Source organism: Kribbella solani (assembly GCF_014205295.1).
Classification (GTDB): Bacteria; Actinomycetota; Actinomycetes; order Propionibacteriales; family Kribbellaceae; genus Kribbella; species Kribbella solani.
Window position 1 is genome coordinate 4989764 of record NZ_JACHNF010000001.1, and the last position, 17327, is coordinate 5007090.

The 17327-nt window shown below is 69.7% G+C and carries 14 protein-coding genes; 4 read left to right on the forward strand and 10 right to left on the reverse strand.

The features are described 5' to 3' along the window. Positions 1–74: 74 nt before the first annotated feature. Entirely contained in the window at positions 75–1772 is a 1698-nt protein-coding gene (locus tag HDA44_RS22720) for a carboxylesterase/lipase family protein (RefSeq protein ID WP_238352523.1), read from the reverse strand. Continuing rightward, the gene (locus HDA44_RS22725) at positions 1769–1984 is read right to left on the reverse strand and encodes a hypothetical protein (protein ID WP_184837583.1); all 216 of its coding nucleotides are present in this window, start codon (positions 1982–1984) and stop codon (positions 1769–1771) included. The genes HDA44_RS22720 and HDA44_RS22725 overlap by 4 nt, the downstream gene beginning before the upstream one ends. Before the next feature lie 247 nt (positions 1985–2231). Between HDA44_RS22725 and HDA44_RS22730 the strand changes: the two genes are divergently transcribed. Then, a complete protein-coding gene (locus HDA44_RS22730) occupies positions 2232–2825 on the forward strand; it encodes a TetR/AcrR family transcriptional regulator (RefSeq protein ID WP_184837585.1) in 594 nt (197 codons plus the stop codon). A gap of 272 nt (positions 2826–3097) precedes the next feature. On the opposite strand, the gene HDA44_RS22735 is transcribed toward HDA44_RS22730, so the two are convergent. Next, complete coding sequence (locus tag HDA44_RS22735) at positions 3098–3658, reverse strand: TetR family transcriptional regulator C-terminal domain-containing protein (protein ID WP_184837587.1); 561 nt, start codon at positions 3656–3658, stop codon at positions 3098–3100. 208 nt (positions 3659–3866) lie between these two features. On the opposite strand from HDA44_RS22735, the gene HDA44_RS22740 reads away from it, so the two are divergent. From HDA44_RS22740 to HDA44_RS22750, 3 genes are all read left to right on the forward strand, one after another. Beyond that, on the forward strand, positions 3867–4931 hold the full coding sequence (locus HDA44_RS22740) for a glycosyltransferase family 2 protein (protein WP_184837589.1): 1065 nt from the start codon (positions 3867–3869) through the stop codon (positions 4929–4931). Continuing rightward, a complete protein-coding gene (locus HDA44_RS22745; RefSeq protein ID WP_202888411.1) occupies positions 4915–6081 on the forward strand; it encodes a hypothetical protein in 1167 nt (388 codons plus the stop codon). The genes HDA44_RS22740 and HDA44_RS22745 overlap by 17 nt, the downstream gene beginning before the upstream one ends. A gap of 211 nt (positions 6082–6292) precedes the next feature. Further along, positions 6293–6637, forward strand: a complete 345-nt coding sequence (locus tag HDA44_RS22750) for a YciI family protein (protein WP_184837591.1) — start codon at positions 6293–6295, stop codon at positions 6635–6637. A gap of 52 nt (positions 6638–6689) precedes the next feature. On the opposite strand, the gene HDA44_RS22755 is transcribed toward HDA44_RS22750, so the two are convergent. The 7 genes from HDA44_RS22755 to HDA44_RS38195 all read right to left on the reverse strand — a co-directional run bounded on the left by HDA44_RS22755 (position 6690) and on the right by HDA44_RS38195 (position 17278). Then, a complete protein-coding gene (locus HDA44_RS22755) occupies positions 6690–6977 on the reverse strand; it encodes an antibiotic biosynthesis monooxygenase family protein (RefSeq protein ID WP_184837593.1) in 288 nt (95 codons plus the stop codon). A gap of 11 nt (positions 6978–6988) precedes the next feature. After that, positions 6989–8155: a VWA domain-containing protein gene (locus HDA44_RS22760; protein ID WP_184837595.1), complete on the reverse strand. Its 1167-nt coding sequence runs from the start codon at positions 8153–8155 to the stop codon at positions 6989–6991. Then, positions 8152–10329, reverse strand: coding sequence for a DUF5682 family protein (locus HDA44_RS22765; protein WP_184837597.1), 2178 nt, complete (start codon positions 10327–10329; stop codon positions 8152–8154). The genes HDA44_RS22760 and HDA44_RS22765 overlap by 4 nt, the downstream gene beginning before the upstream one ends. Continuing rightward, the gene (locus tag HDA44_RS22770; protein ID WP_184837599.1) at positions 10326–11408 is read right to left on the reverse strand and encodes an ATP-binding protein; all 1083 of its coding nucleotides are present in this window, start codon (positions 11406–11408) and stop codon (positions 10326–10328) included. The genes HDA44_RS22765 and HDA44_RS22770 overlap by 4 nt, the downstream gene beginning before the upstream one ends. Then, positions 11405–12856 carry a DUF5691 domain-containing protein gene (locus HDA44_RS22775; RefSeq protein WP_184837601.1) on the reverse strand — a complete coding sequence of 484 codons (1452 nt, stop codon included), beginning with the start codon at positions 12854–12856 and terminating at the stop codon, positions 11405–11407. The genes HDA44_RS22770 and HDA44_RS22775 overlap by 4 nt, the downstream gene beginning before the upstream one ends. Beyond that, the gene (locus HDA44_RS22780) at positions 12853–14190 is read right to left on the reverse strand and encodes an SWIM zinc finger family protein (protein ID WP_337906271.1); all 1338 of its coding nucleotides are present in this window, start codon (positions 14188–14190) and stop codon (positions 12853–12855) included. The genes HDA44_RS22775 and HDA44_RS22780 overlap by 4 nt, the downstream gene beginning before the upstream one ends. Before the next feature lie 475 nt (positions 14191–14665). Continuing rightward, a complete protein-coding gene (locus tag HDA44_RS38195; RefSeq protein ID WP_272956432.1) occupies positions 14666–17278 on the reverse strand; it encodes an MDR family MFS transporter in 2613 nt (870 codons plus the stop codon). Positions 17279–17327 lie beyond the last annotated feature (49 nt).

Here is a 17327-nt window from a genome sequence, read left to right on the forward strand (position 1 = left end):
TCCTTAGTCCAGTACTACGACTTCGCGATCGGTGATCCGGTCTACCCCGACCGTAATCCAGCCAACCGGTTTCTTCACCCCCGCCCTCGGCTCCGGACCGGCGTACCAGCGGCCGCCTGGTCCAGGGCGCGCCAGAACGCGCAGTGGTGCGTCGTGTCCGGATCAACCTGGCTGTCGCGTGGCGCGAACTGGCGTGCTCCCGCCTGGGGCCAGTCCACGGCGCCGGTACGCGCGAACGTCGCCCACGCGCGGATGAAGCGATCCCCCAGCACGCGTTGCGCCCGGGTGAGTGGGACAGCGGGGTCCGGGAACGTGTAGGCGACATCCGACCCGTGCGGCGTCGACGGACGCGGAACCTTCGCGCCGTCGATCGTCGGCGCCGCCGGATCGGCGAACAGGTACGTCCAGGTCGGCGCGGTCCGCGCGTACACCCGCTGGGCCTCGACAGTCGGGCAGATCCAGTTGCGATCCGAATAGATGTGGCCGAGGGCAACGATCGGCGATTGGTAGCGATTCAGCGGGTACTGGCGTTCGACGGCCGCCGCGTCGACGCCGAAGCCGGAACGGATGACCTGACGGTACGTCGCCGCCGTCGCCGCGGGGTAGGCCGGGAAGATCCAGCCGAGATGCTCATCGGCGGTGTTGCCGGCCAGCACCGGGACATTGCGCGCCCAGGCAGCCCGGAGCTGGGTACGCGGCGCCCGCGGGACGGTCGGCGTACCGATCGACAGCAGCCCGAACTGGCTCGTCAGCGGCACCAACCGATCAGCCGGCAACCGGCGCAGGCAGGCAAGCGCGGTCCGGGCGTCAGTACAGCCCAACGACCGCGCGGCGGCGGTCCCCATCGCGTCGGTGGTCGCCCGGTCGTACCAGGTGCTGACCTCGACCGGAATCTGGCTGTCGATGGAGTACGGGGCGTAGGACGTCGTACACGAACCGCTCGAGACGATCGCCTTCGCGAACAGCCCCGCGGCCGCTGGTGACGCGAGCAGCGTGCAGGTGCTCAGCCCACCGGCCGACTCGCCGGACAGCGTCACGTTGGCAGGGTCGCCACCGAAGGCGCGGATGTTCGCCCGCACCCAACGCAGCGCCGCAAGCTGATCCCGCAAACCAAGGTTCACCTCCGGCATCCCCGGGAGCGCCAAATTGCCGAAGATCCCCAGCCGGTAGTTAGGCGTCACCACCACAGCGTCCCCAACCACCGCCATCCGCCGCGCATCAAAATACGAGCCACTACCCTGAACAAACCCACCCCCATGCAAATACACAACCACCGGCCTCAGCCCACCCGCGCGCCGCCGGGGCTCGGTCAGAGGCCCCGGCCCGCTCGTATGCCGCCCGGGCGCGGTCACGTTGAGGAAGAGGCAGTCCTCACTCGGCGTGGCTCCCGGTTCGAGTGTCTTCGGGTCCTGCTCGCAGACCGCGCCTGGGGTGTCAGCTGCTCGTACCCCGCGCCAGTGAGCGGGACGCGCCGGGAGGCTCCAGCGTTTCGCCGACGCGTAGGGCACCCCAAGGAAGCGAACACTCGCCGAGTCCTCCACCCCACGCAACACCCCTTCCGCAACCCGCACCCGCGGCCCAGCCTGGTACTGCCGCTCAGCCGTTGCCGCGGCCAGGACAGCTTCTGAGAGCGGGGCGGCTGCCGAAGGTGGGGCGGCGGTGGTGAGTGCGCCTGCGATGGAAGCAAGGGCGAGCAGGCTCGGGATGACCTGGCGCGGGGTGAGCCAACTCGGTGTGAGCCGGCCTGGAGTGAACCGGCGCGGGGGGATCATCCGGTTGGTTCTTTGGGACGGCGGGCGCCCGCGATTCCGCCGAGGATCAGGCCGATGAGTACCAGGGCCAGGTCGGCGAGCAGCGCGCCGGTGAATCCGCCGGGCATCCAGTCCACCAGACCGCGGTTGTCATGGTCGATCAGCAGCCGGATCGCGCCCTGCCCGCCGATCGCCACGACAACCATCCCCACCACCAGTACACCGGTCCACATCGCCGTACTCCTCTCCCGAGATTCTTGATGCGATCGCACCATAGCATGCCTTGGTACGATCGCATCAAGAATCAACGAGGACCACCCGGGACGACCGACCGGGACCGACCGGGGACCACCCAGGGCCGCGCAGGACCGTCCGAGGCGGGCCGGGGCGGGCCGGGGCGGCGGGTCGCGGACCGAGCTGGCTGGTGCCGCGGGATGCTGCGGGATCACGGCGTGCATCGCGGTCAAGCGTGGAGAGGACATGGCGAGCGACGAGAACAAGGCGCGCCGGCGTCGGCAGATCGCGGAGGCGGTGTGGCGGTTGGCCGCGCGGGACGGGCTGGAGGCTGTCACGCTCCGGCAGGTCGCCGACGAGGCCGGCGTCTCGATGCGCCTCGTGCAGTACTACTTCGGCAACCGCACCACGCTCCTGCTCGCCGCCCTGGAGATCCTCAACGAGGAGGCCGAGGCGGCCGCGCAGCAGCGCATCGGGGCGCTCGGCAGCGACATTCCGGCGCGCGAGCTGGTCCGGGCGATCCTGATGGAACTGCTCCCACTAGACGAGGACCGCCGCCGCCGGTACGTGGTCCAGTCGGCGTACTTCGTCCGCTTCCTCACCGATCCACAACTGCAAGAGGTGGCGCGTACGGCGGATCCGGCTCTGGAGTCACTGCTCGCGTCAATCCTGACCGCGGACCCAACAATCGAGTCCGACGACACTTTCGCCGACGCCGAACTACTGATCGCCTTCGCCTTCGGCCTACAGGCGGAGATGCTCCTCAACCAGCTCGACGAACCCCACGCCCTACGCCTCCTCGACCGCACCCTGAACCGCATCCTCGGCAACCCGCACTAGCACCCCGACCCGACCGCGACCCAAGCCGGCGGGTCGAGCCCGTTCACCCCACCCAGCACGGAGAGCCCGGCCACCTCAGACACCCCCGAGGCAGCCACCTCACGCAGTACGCCGAGCCGAGCACCCCACGCAGCTCACCTCACGCGCCGCGGCGTGGCCGATGAACTCAGGCGCTGCGGCGTACGCGACGAACCCCGGTGGCGCGGCGTACGCGGTGGGCTCAGGTGGTCGGGTGCACGGTGAACCCCGGTGGCGCGGCGTACGCGGTGGGCTCAGGTGGTGGGGTTTAGTAGATCGTTCAGGCCTTGGACGGCCAGGTTGAACGGTTCGGGGGATCCGGCGGCGCGGGCGAGTACGTACCCTCCCTGCAGTACCGCCGCGATCGTCGCGGCGGTTCGCTCTGGGTCGAGCGTCTCCGGGAACTCGCCGTTCTGTTTGCCTTCAGCAACGACCTCGGTGAGGCGGCCGCGTAACCATTCGAACGTCTCCGCCACCGGCGCCCGCAGCTCCGGGTCCGCGACCACTTCCGGATCGGCGGCCAGCCGCCCGATCTGGCACCCCTTGAGCACCTCGCGCTCCCGCCCGAGATACGCCGCGATCCGCTCCCGCGCCGTCCCGGCACCCCCCAGCTGCTCCTCGGCCGCCGCCCGCATCTCCTCCGCCGACCGCCCGATCGCCACCTTCGCCAGCTCCGCCTTCCCGGCGAAGTGGTGATACATACTCCCCTGCCCCGCCCCCGCCACCAGCTGCACGGCCTTCGGCGAGGTCCCCACGTACCCCCGCTCCCACAACAACTCCTGAGCCCCCGAAATCAACCGCTCCACCGTCTCCACCCCGCCACTGTACCCACAGGTACAGCCCGGACCGGCTACCGCCTGCAGTCCCACCGCACCCGGCGGATCATCCGCCGGCGGATGGATGGTCGCGGGAAGTTGGTGCTCTGGAACAACCGATTGATTGGGGTTGTGGGGGTTTGGGCGTACTCCACGTCACACCCGGTGAATGGGCGGTTGTTGGGTCGGACCGATAGTCTCGGGCGCCATGAGCACGAGTGTCGCCATCGCGGTGATTACGTTTAGGCGACCTGCTCTGTTGCGGGGGTTGTTGGCCAGTTTGCAGGCTCAGGAGTTGCCCTCGGGCGGGGATTACGCGATCCGGATCGTGGTGGTGGACAACGACGCGGACGGGTCGGCGGGGCAGGTGCTGGCGGAGTTCGGGGACGGTTCGCCGTACCCGATCGAGTCGGTGGTGGAGGCGGAGCCGGGGATTCCGTTCGCGCGGGAGAAGTCGGTCGAGTTGTGCTGGAACGACGACGCGCTGATCTTCGTGGACGACGACGAGGTGGCGCCGCCGGGGTGGTTGAAGACGCTGCTGACGGCGTGGGAGGCGACCGGCGCGGATGTGGTCACCGGTCCGGTGAAGGGCAATCTGCCGCCGGGCGCGCCGGCCTGGAGCCACCACAGCGACGTACACGACTCGACCGGGAAGCACGACACCGGCGAGGAGCTGAAGAAGGCGTACACGAACAACACCCTGGTGGCGCGCCGCGTTTACCACACGGTCACGCCCGGCTTCCACCCCGCATTCCGGTACACCGGCTCGAGCGACCTGCACTTTTTCCTCCGCGTGCACCGCGCCGGGTTCCGGATCGTCTGGTGCGAGGAGGCGTGGATCGCCGAGGAGGTGCCGGTCGGGCGGACCAGTCTGCACTGGCTGGTCCGGCGCGCCTTCCGCTCCGGCAGCGGTGACACGATCAGCCGCCTGCTGATCCGCCCGGGCGCGGTCAGTTACGTGCTGGTACTGGCCTATGCTTCCGCCCGGGTGTTCTCGGCGATCGGGTTCGCCCTGGCCGGGCTGCTGCTCGGCCGGAAGACGCACCTGCTGAAGGCCGTCCGCCGGTTCTTCTCGGGCGTCGGAAGTCTCGCCGGGATAGTTGGGATCAACCATGACGAGTACCGCGAACGGCACGGAGCCGAATCCGAGCCGGCCGACGGTGGCGGGGCTGTGCCGGGCGATCTGGCAGGTGGAGCAGGAGCTGGATCTCCTCCGGTGGACGATCAAGGGGACGAGTCCCTGGCCGATCATCCGGATGCGCGTCTTCCATGAGCTGACCCGCCGGAGCGGCATCCACGGCGCGCCGCACCCGGCCCGCCGCACCCCGTACGACAAGGCGGCCCTGGTCGCGAAGCACGTCACCGGCGTCGCCACCCGTTCACCGTTCCCCGGCCGGTACGACGCCCTGGTCGTCCCGCACCCGAGGAAACCGAACGGTGTCGAGATCTACACCGACGAACTCCGCGGCAGACTCGGCGACCGCGCCCTGATCCTCGACTCGGGGATCAACGGCACCCCACTCCCCGGCAGCAAGAACCTGGACTTCTTCACGTCCGCCGCCGGCGCGATCCACCGCGACACGATCGGCGACCGCGGCGCCACGGCCGCCCTGGAGCACCTCACCGGCGTACGTGTCCCGATCGGCGCGCTCCTGGCCCGCGAGGTACCAAAACACCTCCGCCTGCGCGCCCTGTACCGCGCCCTGCTCAAGAAGCACCGGATCACCACCGTGTACGTAGTGGTCGCGTACTTCCACCAGCACATCGTCGGCGCCGCCCGCGACCTGGGCATCCGCGTCGTCGAGCTCCAGCACGGCGCGATCAGCCCCTTCCACCTCGGGTACAGCTATCCCGGCCGCCCGGTCGTCGCCGACCAGCCGGACGAGCTGTGGTGCTTCGGCTCGTACTGGACCGATGTCGCGGAGCTGCCCGCCGGGATGCGGACCGAGGTGATGGGCGCACCGTTCCTGCCGCAGCCCGGCCCGAAGGACCCGCGCCGCGTGGTCTTCCTCTCCCAAGGCACGGTCGGCACCGAGCTCGTACACGTCGCCGGCGCGGTCGCGAAGGCGCATCCGGAGCTGGACGTCCGGTACCGGTTGCACCCGAGTGAGCGGCCTGAGGATTACACGATCCCGCCCGGCGTACGGCTGTCGACCGGTGGCAGCACGCTCGACCTGCTCGCCACGGCGACGTACCAAGTCGGGGTCTCGACGACGGCGCTCTTCGAGGGGATGGCGCTCGGCTGCCGTACGGCGGTCGCGGACCTGCCCGGTCATGAGTACCTGAACTCCGCCGTCGCCAAAGGTCACGCGCTGCTGATGACCGACCCGGAGCAGCTCACGCAGGCGCCGCTGTGCGACGACCCGACCAGCTACTACGCGCCGAGCGACCTCTCACGGCTCACGGCCGAGCAGTCCGAGTAGACGGTCCTGCAGCGCGGTACGACCACCTCAGCGCCGTACACCTCGATGCCTGCACCGAACGCGCCCGGCCGGCCGGACCGGCCCATGCCCCATGATGCCGCTAACGACAGGAGGTAGTCGGCCGCGGTCAGCTTGCGCACGCTCTGCCAGGCGCCAACGACGGGCCGGATGGTGACTACCTCCTGTCGTTAGCGGCGCTAGTCTCTCGGCTATGAGGTACATGCTGCTGCACAAGACGAACGACAACCTGGAGGCGGGGAATCCGCCGGACGCGGAGATCCTGGAGCGGGCGGATGCGGTGCTCGAGGAGATGCGCCAGGCCGGTGTGCTGGTCCTCGGCGAGGGTCTGATGCCGAGCTCGCGCGGCGCGCGGGTGGTGTTCCCGCGGCCGGGTCAGCCGCGGGTGGTCGACGGGCCGTTCGCGGAGACCAAGGAGCTGGTCGCCGGCGTGTCGATCATCCGGGTGGACAGCAAGGAGGAGGCCGTCCGCTGGGCACTCCGCTTCGCCGAGGCCGACCCCAACACCCCGATCGACATCCTGGAGATCGCCGGCTGACCCCCCGAACCGTCAGACGTGACACTGCGCGAGTTCGCCGCCGGCGCGCGACCTACTCCGCGAGGACGCCTTCCTCCGCGACGACGAGCGAGTCGATCGCCGCGAAGAACCGCGCGATGCCTGGCTGGTTCGGCCCCTTCTCACGGGACTCGGCGAAGGCCTCCGGGGTCGCCCACTCGACGATGTCCAGCCACTCGTTGTCCGGGAGCCGCACCAACCGCGCGCCCAGGAACCCGGCACGGTCGGCCTCGAAGTCCTTCAGCATCTCCGGTCGCGCGGCGAGCAGCTCGTCGGTCTTCTCCGGCAGCACCCGGAATCGGGTCAGTTCTACAGTCGTCATTCGTCGTCCTGTCAAGTGATGTTGGTTGCGGCCCAGCCGGTGATGTCGTCGTGACGGATCGCGGCGGCCATCAGGTCGGGGAACTTGTCGGGCGTGCAGGCAAAGGTCGGTACGCCGAGTTCGGTCAGCGCGGCCGCGTTCTCGGCGTCGTACGACGGGGTGCCCGAGTCGGCCAGCGCGAGCAGTGCGATCACCTGCACGCCGGATTCGACCAGTGACCGCGCCCGCCGGAGCAGGTCCTCGCGTACGCCGCCCTCGTACAGGTCGGAGATCAGTACGAGTACGGTCTCGGCCGGCTTTGTCACCAGCGTTTCGCAGTACGCGAGCGCGCGGTTGATGTCGGTACCGCCGCCGAGCTGCGTCCCGAACAGTACGTCGACCGGGTCGTCGAGCTGATCGGTGAGATCCACGACCGCGGTGTCGAACACGACCAGGCTGGTACGCAGCGTCCGGATCGAGCCGAGCACCGCGCCGAAGAGCGATGCGTACACGACCGACTCGGCCATCGATCCGGACTGGTCGATCGCGAGCACGATGTCGCGTTGGACGCTGTGGTTCCGCCGCGCGTACCCGATCAGACGGTCCGGGACGATCGTTCCGAGCGCCGGCGAGAAGTGCTTCAGGTTGGCGCGGATGGTCCGGTCCCAGTCGATGTCCGAGTGCCGCGGGCGACTGGTCCGGCCGGCCCGGTCGAGCGCGCCGGTGATCGCGGCGCGGGTCCGCTCCGCCAGCCGTGCCTCCAGCTCGGCGACGACCCGGCCGACCACCTCACGGGCGGTCTGCTTGGTCTCCTCGGGCATCACCTCGTTGAGCGCCAGCAGCGTACTCACCAGGTGCACGTCCGGCTCGACGGCACCCAGCAACTCAGGCTCCATCAGCATCCGGGTGATCCCGAGCCGCTCGACCGCGTCGCGTTGCATCACCTGGACGACGGTGCTCGGGAAGTACTGCCTGATGTCGCCGAGCCAGCGGGCCACCCGGGGCGCGGACGATCCGAGCCCCGCGGATCGTTGCGGTCCGGACTCGCCTTCGCCGGCGTCGTACAACGCGGCCAGCGCGGCGTCGACCGAGCGGTCCTGGCCGGACAAGGTCGTACCCGTCTCGGGCTCGGCTTCGCTGCCGAGCACCAGCCGCCAGCGGCGCATCCGCTCATCACCCATGACATCCCCAGCGGTCATGACACCCCCAGCAGTCGCGCCACGACCGGAAGCGCGGTCGCGGCCAGCTCAGCGTCGAGGTCGTTGTCATCAGCAACGACCATCGCGCCCGGATCGGCCAGGCCGCGGGCTCGCGCGCCGATCGACCGCCGCTCCGGCGCCGCGAACGTCCCGAACGTACGCCGCAGCAACGGCAGCACCTCCACGAACGCATCGTCCGGGATCGCGCCCAGCCAGGCATCCACCAACGCCAGCAACCGCTCGTCGTGTACGAGCAGCAATCCACCACCCGCCAAGAAACCCTCGACGTACCCGGCCGCGTCCGCCGTCGGCGTACCTGGTGAAAGCGAACGCCCCAGCCGCAGCTCGACCTCATGGTCCGGGAGCCGCGAAGTGTCAAGCATCAGCCGCGTCAACCGGCCGCGGATCAGAGGCGGCACGGAGACCCGATCGCTCAGTCCCTCCAACGTGTTCAGCCACTGCGCCCGTACGTCCTCGGCAAGTAGCACGGTCGCGTCCTGCACACCGTCGATCAGTTCTTGTACGGCCGCCGCCGCATCCGGATCGAGCCCATGCACCGTACGCGCCAGACCGGCGCACACCCGCGACACCATCCGCCCGGCAACCGCGGCCAGGCCGGCGGTGTCGGTTCCGCGTACGTCCCCGTAACGCGATGCCCGCGCGAGAGCGGGAAGCGCGGCCATCAAGTGACCGACGTCCGCATCGGCGGCTGCTCTGGTGTCAACGCCTTGAAGCAGCGTCGGCAGCGCGTCCGCGAGATCGGCCAGCAGCGATCTCTCCAGTGCCGCGGTGACATCGGCCAAGGTGGCGGAGTCGGCGGCCTTCAGCATCACGGTCGTCGCGGCGCCGAGCACCGTCGTGCCATGCGCGCCGGCCGCTACCAGCTCGACCTCCAAGCCGGGGTCCCAAGCGAGCCGCCACATCTCCCGGAACGTGCCTTGCGCCCGCCGCTCGTCGGTTGCGGGCACACCCCAATGCACGCCGAGAATCCGCAACCGGTGCAGGAGTCTCGACTTGTCCAGGTCGTTCGGCTTGCGCAGATCGAGCTCGATCACACGCTCCGTCACGTCTCGCTTCATCCGCAGCCGCCGCGCGTGCGCCGCCAGGTCCGCGGCAACTGGCGCCTGCGGAGTCTCGCCCGGCACGGTGCCGAGCAGCTCGCCGACGACGGCCTCGCGGGTGACCAGATCAAGCAGCACGTCGTTTCCACCGCAGAGCACGGCCCGCGTCGCCTCGGTCACCTCACTCAGACCGGCCAGCGGTCGTTCTCGCAATGCGGCCAGGGTGTCCGCGAGGCGGACGGCCTCGATCACGTGCGCACTGGAGACCGGCAGGTCCTCGGCCCTGAGTACCTGGGCGACCTTCGACAGCCAGCGCGTGGTGATCTGGTCCGGAGCCGTGAACAGGTGGTGGTACCAGCCCGGAGACGTGATGCCGGCGCCGTACCCACTCGCCGCGGCCAGCCGGCCGTGCGTCCACGGCACCCATGTACACGCCACCTTGCGCTTCGGCAGGCCTTTCAAGATCCGCTGATCATGTGTTGCCGGAGGCAACGGAAGCTCCAGCGCCGGAACGTGCCATGCGCCGCAGACCACCGCGATCCGCTCGAACCCCTCGCGGATCGCCTTACGCAGCACGGTTCGCATGTACGCCTCGCGCTGCGCTTCGCGGCCGGTCGGCTCGTCGCCGTGACGCAGCTCGCGCATCGCGTCGGCGATCACCGAGAACGGCTCCGCACCGCCCCGGCGCGACTCGATCACGTCGTCCCACCAGCGTTCCGGGTCGTCGTACCCACCGGCCGACGCGAGGGTCGCCAGCGGATCGATCGACGCCGCGCGCCGGCCTTCGCCACCCGATGACGCGAACTGATTCGCCGCCGGCAGATCGCAGAACCGCACCGGCACATCCGCCGCCAGCCCGTACCGGATCGCCTGCCACTCCGGGCTGAACACCGCGAACGGCCAAAACGCTGCCTTGGTCGAGTCATCGGCCGCGTACGCGAGCAACGCGACGGGTGGTTCCATCTCCGCCGAGCCGGCCAGCTCGACGAGCTTGTCCGCCTCGGGCGGTCCTTCGATCAGCACCACATCCGGCTGGAGCTCGCCCAGCGCGGTCGCGACCGCACGTGCCGACCCCGGCCCGTGGTGCCGAATCCCGAAGAGGTGAACGGTCATCCGGAGATCTCTCGGCAGGCCCGGTAGAACGGCGCCCAGTCGTCCCGTTCGCGGACGACCGTCTCGAGGTACTCCGACCAGACCACGCGGTCCGCCGACGGGTCCTTGATCACCGCGCCGAGAATTCCGCCGGCCACGTCGGAGGAGCGCAGTACGCCGTCGCCGAAATGCGCCGCGAGCGCGAGACCGCCGGTGACAACGCTGATCGCCTCGGCCGTGGACAGCGTGCCGGACGGCGATTTGACCGCCGTACGCCCGTCCTCGGTCCGGCCGGAACGCAGCTCCCGGAAGATCGTCACGACCCGGCGGATCTCGTCCAGCGCGTCGTCCGGCCGCGGCAGCTCCAGCGCCGAACCGAGCTGCGACACCCGGCGGGAGACGATCTCGACCTCGTCCTCGGCCGAATCCGGCAGCGGGAGGACGACGGTGTTGAACCGGCGGCGGAGCGCGCTGGACAACTCGTTGATGCCCTTGTCCCGGTCGTTCGCGGTGGCGATGACGTTGAAACCCTTACGGGCCTGGACTTCCGTGGCCAGCTCGGCGATCGGCAGCGTCTTCTCGGACAGGATCGTGATCAGCGCGTCCTGGACATCCGACGGCATCCGGGTCAGTTCCTCGATCCGGGCGATCTTCGCTTCGCTCATCGCGCGTTGCACCGGGCTTGGTACCAGGGCAGCCTCGGACGGGCCCTGGGCGATGAGTTGGGCATAGTTCCAGCCGTAGCGGATCGCTTCTTCGGCCGTACCGGCTGTTCCTTGTACCAGCAGGGTCGAGTCACCGCTGATCGCCGCGGCCAGGTGCTCGCTGACCCAGGTCTTCGCGGTCCCTGGTACGCCGAGGAGAAGCAGGGCACGGTCGGTGGCCAACGTGGCGACGGCCACTTCAACCAGGCGGCGGGGGCCGACGTACTTGGGCGAGATCTCGGTGCCACCGGCCGTTCCGCCCAGTAGATAGGTGACGACGGCTGCCGGCGACAGCTGCCAGGCCGGCGGGCGCGGCCGGTCGTCGGCTGCCGCTAGAGCTTGCAGTTCGTCCGCGTACTCCACTTCCGCGTGTGGGCGAAGGATCTCGGTGCTCATGACAGCTCCTCGTGGAGTTCGTGGCGGAAGGTGAGGGTTTCTACGAGGCGGCGGCGCCAGGTGTCTTCTTCGCCGGTGGGTTCGTGGGTGATCGGGTGGGTGAGTACGTCGGGCGGTACGGCGCGGGCGGCGATGCTCGCGAGCCTGGCCCAGGCGCGGTTCGTGCCTACTTTGGCGAGCTGGTCGAGGATCATCGTCGCCAGGTCGGTCGGCCACGGCACGGGGAGACCGCCTACCAGCTCGGCCACATCCACGGTGGCGCGCAGTCCGTCGACCGCGCGCGCCCACTCGTCTGGGGGCAACAAGCGCAACAGTTCAGCAGGACTACCGCTTCCGGTGCTCGCGCCAACCAACAACAACTCCCGCGCCCACCGCGCCGCTCCGCCCCCGCTCGCGTCACCCGCCGCGGGGCGCGGGGGGTGCGCGGTCGCCTCGCGGATTGCTGACTCGGTCCAACCGGCTTGGAGGATCTCGGCGGCGCACCCCTCCACCGGTAGCTGAATCCAGGCTGGGTCCATCGCGGCAAGCGGTGTATTTGCAACGATCTGCTGCAACCACCAAGCACGCTTCCCCACCCCTTGCGGGTTCTGCGAGTCCAGCCCATCACGCTCCATCGCCGACGACAGCCGGTGTGGAAGCTCAACCGCGAGTACGCCCTGGGTCTCCGTGACACACGAACGCATCCGCTCGACCATCCGCTCCCCGTACCGCGACCCCGGCAACCGGGCCAGCAGCCGCGCGGCCACCCGCCGTACCTCCCTGGACCGATCATCAAGCGCCGACTCCAGGAACTCCTCGTCCGCCAACGACAACCCATCCGCGAACAACCCCAGGAGATCAGCCCGCGTAGCAGCCGACTCGGTCGCCCACACCTCGGCCAACTCCGCCCGCGCTGCCGCGGCATCCTCCGCGCGGCGCGACTTCAGCCACGTACGCCGCTGCACCGCATTCCCATGCGTCCAGACCTCAGAATCATTGCCCTCAGCACCAGCTGCATGCAGGAATCGCCACTCCGGGTTGAGATCCGCCAGCCAGCGCGCCCGGCGACCGGCGGCGGCGATCACCAGCGGACGGTACTCGGCCCGGTTCCGCGCGTAATCCGCCAACGCCGGCAACTGCTCCGGCGGTACGCCCCACCCGTTCGCGTCCGCGACCCGCAACCATTCGCCCAGCGCTGAGGTCTGGAATCCGCCGAGCATCGCGGCCAGCCGGCGGATCGCCACCGGCCGCGGCAACGGACGATCCTCACCGGGCGCTGCATCCAGCGGCGTCAGGCCCACCAACGGTTTCCGGCCGGCCCGCTTGTACACGGTCGCGAGCGCCGCGGCATCAAGTAGACCGCCGTCACCTAGGCGTTCCTGGACGTGTTCGGGCAGGTCCTCGTAGTGCGGCGAGCGGCGATCCGTACCCAGCAACGCCGAGCTGACCAGCCCGTCCCAGCCCTTCACAACGTCACCGCCCGATCGCCTTGCCAGCAGGTCATCGGACGCAGGCCGGCGCGATTCCACTCGCCCGCGACGGTGATCGGATCGCCCGCGGACACCGCGAGCAGGCGCATCGCATCCCAGCCCGGCAGCAGCTCTAGCGCAGCACCGGACCCGTCGACGAGCGCCCAACCTTCACCGTGCCGGGCCGGGCGGACATCCTGGAGTACGAGCGGCCAGCGTTCGTTCCACGGATCGGCGGCGAGCGACTCGACGTACGCCGCCAGGGCTTGTCGTGCGTTCAGACCGTTCGGGCGCGGAGCGGGTTCGCGGGGTGCGGATTGGGTGAGAAGCGCGCGCATCGGCAGCGCGCCGGGGTAGAACGACAGCGCGCCCGGCACGTACTCGCCCGGGCGGGCCGGCAGTGGATCGAGCGGACGCCCGCCGGCGGCGAACGTGAGCAGCAGACCGAGGCGTCCAGTCGTTGCCCCGCGCAACCACACGCGGCGTACGGTCAGATGCTCGTCGGGCTCGATCACCCGACCGAGCATCAGCCAGTCGTCCTCCAGCTTCTCGCCTTCGGCCAGTACCCGCGCGGTTTCGGTGGTCCAGCCGATCCGGCTCTGCACGGTGTCGGCGAGCGACGGCGGCAGCTCCGCGAGCCGGCCGTGCGCGGACACGATCAGGTGAATCAGCGCGAGCTCTTCGAGCAGTTCGCCCGGCCAATCATGGCCGCGGCCAACAGCGGCGGCGGCACGTCGTACGGCACCTGCGACTCCTGGCGCCTGCGCGTCGACCATCCGCGCGGCGAGGCGGCTGAGCTCCGAGTACGCCCGCTGGTCGAACGCGCCGAGCCCCTGCCGTACCTGATCGTCCAACCAGCTCGCCAGCTCCGCCAACCCCGCCGAAACCCGGTCAGCCCGCCGCGCCGCCCGCTGCTGCGCCGCGATCGGATCAACCACCTCCCCCGGCTTCCGCTCCGGCCGCTCAGCCCGCTGATCTCGCTGATCCATCCACGCCCGCACCCAGTCGGGCTCATCGGCCGGCTGAACCTCGCCGTTCACCCACCGCAACATCAACCCCAGCGCGTGCTTACACGGGAACTTCCGGGACGGACAGGAACATTTGTACGCCGGCCCACCGAGATCGACGACACACTGATACGGCTCTTTCCCACTCCCGCGACACAACCCCCACACCGCACGCTCGGTCGCCCCGCTCCCCGTCCACTTCCCACTCCCCGCCACCCCCCGCCCAGCCTTGACAGACGCAGCATCAGACGCCAACCCCAGCACCCGCTCCACGTCCCACAACCCCACACACCCCTCCCAACACCCGACTCCCCCAAAGCATGCCACCCACCCCCGACACCCTCTCCCCCACCCGCTCCACACCCCGCCCGGTCCCCACACCCGAGTGGATATCCACTGCGGTTGAGCCTTCTCCACCGGCCCACAAGCAAAGAACCCCAACACAAGCAGACAACCCCGCCACCCCCACCCTTCAACCCAACAGTCCGCAGCCACGCCGCGCCATAACCCGCCCGCCAACGCCAAAGCGCTCCAGCAGCAGCGCGCGTCGGCGCCAGCGGGAGCAGCCAGCCTCGCGTACGCGCAGGTGCCCACCTACGCGCAGACGCACTGCGCGCACGGAGTCGTCACGCGCACGAGTTCGTCACGACCGGCACACCAGGCAGGTACGCCGAACACCGGCCGAGGTACCCCCGTCGACGTTGCCTGTCGAAGTGCAGGGTTGGTGTTGCCTGTTGGAGTGTGGGGTTGCCCCTGGGATTTTCGGGGGCAACCCTGTGGCTCGAGGGGCAGGGGGTGGTGGTTAGCCGAAGGGTTGGCGGTGGGGGGAGTCGTCGGGGTAGCCGTTACCGGCGGGTGGGTGGGTGGTGCTGGAGGCGTGGGTGGATGCCTGCGTCGGGGCGGTGCCGTGGGCCGGGGTCGGGCCGTGGGTTGGCGTGGGGCCTTGGGCTGGGGTCGGGCCGTGGGGTGGCGTGGTGCTGTGGGCTGCGCCGTGGGTGGGGTGGGTGGTGGCGGGGTGGGTTGGGGTCGTGTGTGGGGGGAGGGTGGTGTGGGTTGGGGTGGGGCGTGGGGGTGGGGTGGTGGAGAGGTTGTCGCGGACTGTGGTGAGGAGGTGTTGTTCTATGGACTGGAGTTCGGTGATTCGGGTGCGGATTTCTTGTTCTTCGGCGCGGGCTTCGGTGAGGAGTTGGGTGGCTTCGGATTGGGCTGCCAGGCGGAGTTCGGTGGTTTCGGTACGGGTGCTGCGGCGGAGCTCCTCGGCTTCGGTGCGGGCGGATTCGCGGAGGTGGGTAGCTTCGGACTGGGCGGATTCGCGGAGGTGGTCGGCGGTTCGTTGGCTGGCGCTCAGGACGCTCAGTTCGTAGCGGCGAAGTTCTTCGGAGAGGTCGCTGGTGGGGCGTTGGGAGTCGAGGAGTGCGGCGGCGGGGTGTGGGATCGCGGTGCCTGGGAGGGTTTCTTCCAGGTCGGCGATCTGCTGGTCTACGCGGGTGAACAGGTCGGCTACGTCCGTACGCATCTGGCGGATGGTGTCGGCGGCGGCCTGGACGTGTTCGTTGGCCTGGCGTTCGCGCTCGCGGGCGGTGCGTTCCGCGGAGATGATCACATCCAGAGCAACAACCGCAGCACGCTCTGCCGGGTCATCCACCACATCTCCAGTCGCCGAAGTACCGCCGGCGCTGGTTGAGGTGGGCGCGGTGGCGTTGGGGGTGGGGGTTTTGGCGACTGTTTGGCGGAGGGGGACTTCTTGGATGAAGAGGACTGCGAGGAGGCTGATGATGGCGGCGCCGGCTGCGATGATGAAGATTCGGCCGGTGGCGTCGCCGTAGGCGTGGCGGACGATCTCGGCTACCGGGGCGGGTAGGGCGTTGACGTCGAGAACGCTTCCCGAGCCGCCCTTCGCCGCGGCCTCGGCGCCGGGGCCGAGCGCTCGCAGGTGTTCGGCGATCAGGTCGGTCACCCGCGTTGCCAGGATCGCGCCGAGAACCGAGACCCCGACCGCGCCGCCAAGGCTGCGGAAGAACGTGACGGTGGCGCTTGCCGCGCCGACCTCGCTGACGTCGACGGTGTTCTGTACGGCCAGTACGAGGTTCTGCATCGTCATACCCATGCCGATGCCCATCGCAAGCATCCCGACGCCCACGTACCAGTACGGCGACGTGTGATCGATCGTCCCCAGCACACCGAGCCCTGCGGTCAGGAAGAGCCCACCAAGTACCAGATACCGCTTCCACTTCCCGTACCGGGTGATCAGCTGTCCGGACCCGACCGAGCCGAGGAACGAGCCGAACATCATCGGGATCGTCAGCAACCCGGCCTCGGTCGCGCTGTACCCGCGGGCGACCTGGAAGTACTGCCCGAGGAACACCGCGCTGCCGAACATCGCGATTCCCACCGAGAGGCTCGCGAGGATCGCCAGCGCGGTCGTCCGTTCCCGCACCACCCGCACGGGTACGAGTGGCTCACGCGCATGTGTTTCGACGACGACGGCCAGTACGCCGAGGAGCGCGGTACCGCCGAGGTACGCGCCGGTCTGCCATGACCACCAGGGGAAGTGCTGCCCGGCGAATGACACCCAGATCAGCGGCAGGCTGGCGGCGCCCGCGATCAGGACTGCGCCGAGGTAGTCCATCCGCACGCGGCGTTTCACCAGCGGCAGGTGCAGGAACTTCTGCAGCACGATCAGCGAAACGACGGCCAGCGGTACGCAGACGTAGAAGCACCAACGCCAGCCGAGCCACGACGTGTCCACGATGACGCCGCCGACGAGCGGGCCGGAGACGGTCGCGAGCGCCATCACGGCACCCATGTACCCGGAGTACCGGCCGCGGTTCCGGGGTGGGATCGCCGCGCCGATGATCGCCTGCGCGAGCGCCATCAGGCCGCCCATCGCGATGCCCTGCAGGACCCGGGCGCCGATCAGGAACGGTACGTTCTGGGACGCGCCGGCCAGCATCGAACCGATCACGAACGCGACGATGGCGAGCTGGACGAGCAGCTTCTTGCTGAGCAGGTCGGACAGCTTGCCCCACACCGGGGTGGAGACGGTCATCGCGAGCAGGCTGGCGGTGACCACCCAGGTGTACTGCGTCTGCGAACCCTCGAGGTCCGCGATGATCGTGGGCAGCGCGTTGCTGACGATCGTCGAGCTGAGCACCGCGGTGAACAGCGCCGCGAGCAGCCCGGCGAGGATCTCCAGGATCTCCCGGTGCGACAACTCGGGATCACCAGCCGCGGCACCGGGACCCGAAGCGCCGGGCCCCGAAACGCCGGAGCCGGAAGCGCCGGGGGCCGGGCCGCCGGAGTTCGGTTCGGGTGCCAGGTCCGGGTTGCCGCCGTCCGCGTAGCGGGAGCGGTAGCGGGTCGGCTTGGTGGGGCCGGCGGGTGGTGTCGCCGGCGAGGTCTGGGTGGCAGACATCGGCTTCCGTTCGTACGGCAGGGTCGCTACGACCGGGGCAGTGGCGGGC